At 45.8% G+C, this 736-nt stretch carries 1 protein-coding gene and 1 pseudogene; both read right to left on the bottom strand.

From position 1 onward, the window contains the following. Positions 1–107 (bottom strand): annotated as a pseudogene (locus tag R8N49_RS26920) (maleylacetoacetate isomerase); the annotation flags it as partial. A 21-nt stretch (positions 108–128) separates the two neighbouring features. Then, the coding region (locus R8N49_RS26915; RefSeq protein ID WP_318190427.1) for a fumarylacetoacetate hydrolase family protein at positions 129–736 on the bottom strand (608 nt) is incomplete at its 5' end.

The following is a 736-nucleotide window of genomic DNA, read 5'->3' as shown; positions in this document are numbered from 1 at the left end:
TGAACAGACACTGAATCATACGCCAGCTGCTTTAAATTCAAGCATATACGCACTCGATATGCCGCCGAAGATCGCCAATATCCATAAAGAATGATGTCATCGCCCATGGCTTGTCCCTATTTTGCTGTTTAATGTTTCAAGTATTGACTAACTTGCTGATCAATAGCACCAAAAATAGTATTACCTTCAACATCAAACATCTCAAGTTTGATCGAATCACCAAACGACATAAAGTTTGTCGTTGGCTTGCCATCACGAATGGTTTCGATCATGCGGACTTCCGCGATACATGAATAACCAACGCCACCTTCCTCAATCGAAGTGCCATGGTCAGTGCCTTGCTTGTTGGACACCGTGCCAGAACCGATGATTGCGCCAGCCGATAGTGGGCGCGTTTTTGTGGCATGAACGATTAAGTCTGCAAAGTCAAAAGTCATATCAACGCCAGCGTTAGGGCGACCAAACGGCTTGTGGTTGTAGGTGGAAACCAATGGTAAATGAACTTTGTTTTCATACCATGCATCGCCCAATTCATCAGGGGTAACCGCTACAGGAGAAAACGCCGAAGACGGTTTAGATTGGAAGAAACCAAACCCTTTTGCGAGCTCCGCAGGAATCAAACCACGCAGCGAGACGTCGTTCACCAACATAATGAGACGAATAGATTCTTGTACCTCAGCAATGCTTGCGCCCATTGGCACATCGCCAGTTACAACAGCAACTTCGCCTTCAAAAT

The organism is Vibrio sp. 1978 (assembly GCF_033344345.1).
The sequence above is the reverse complement of the archived record's forward strand: the minus strand, read 5'-3'. Positions and strand labels throughout refer to the sequence as shown.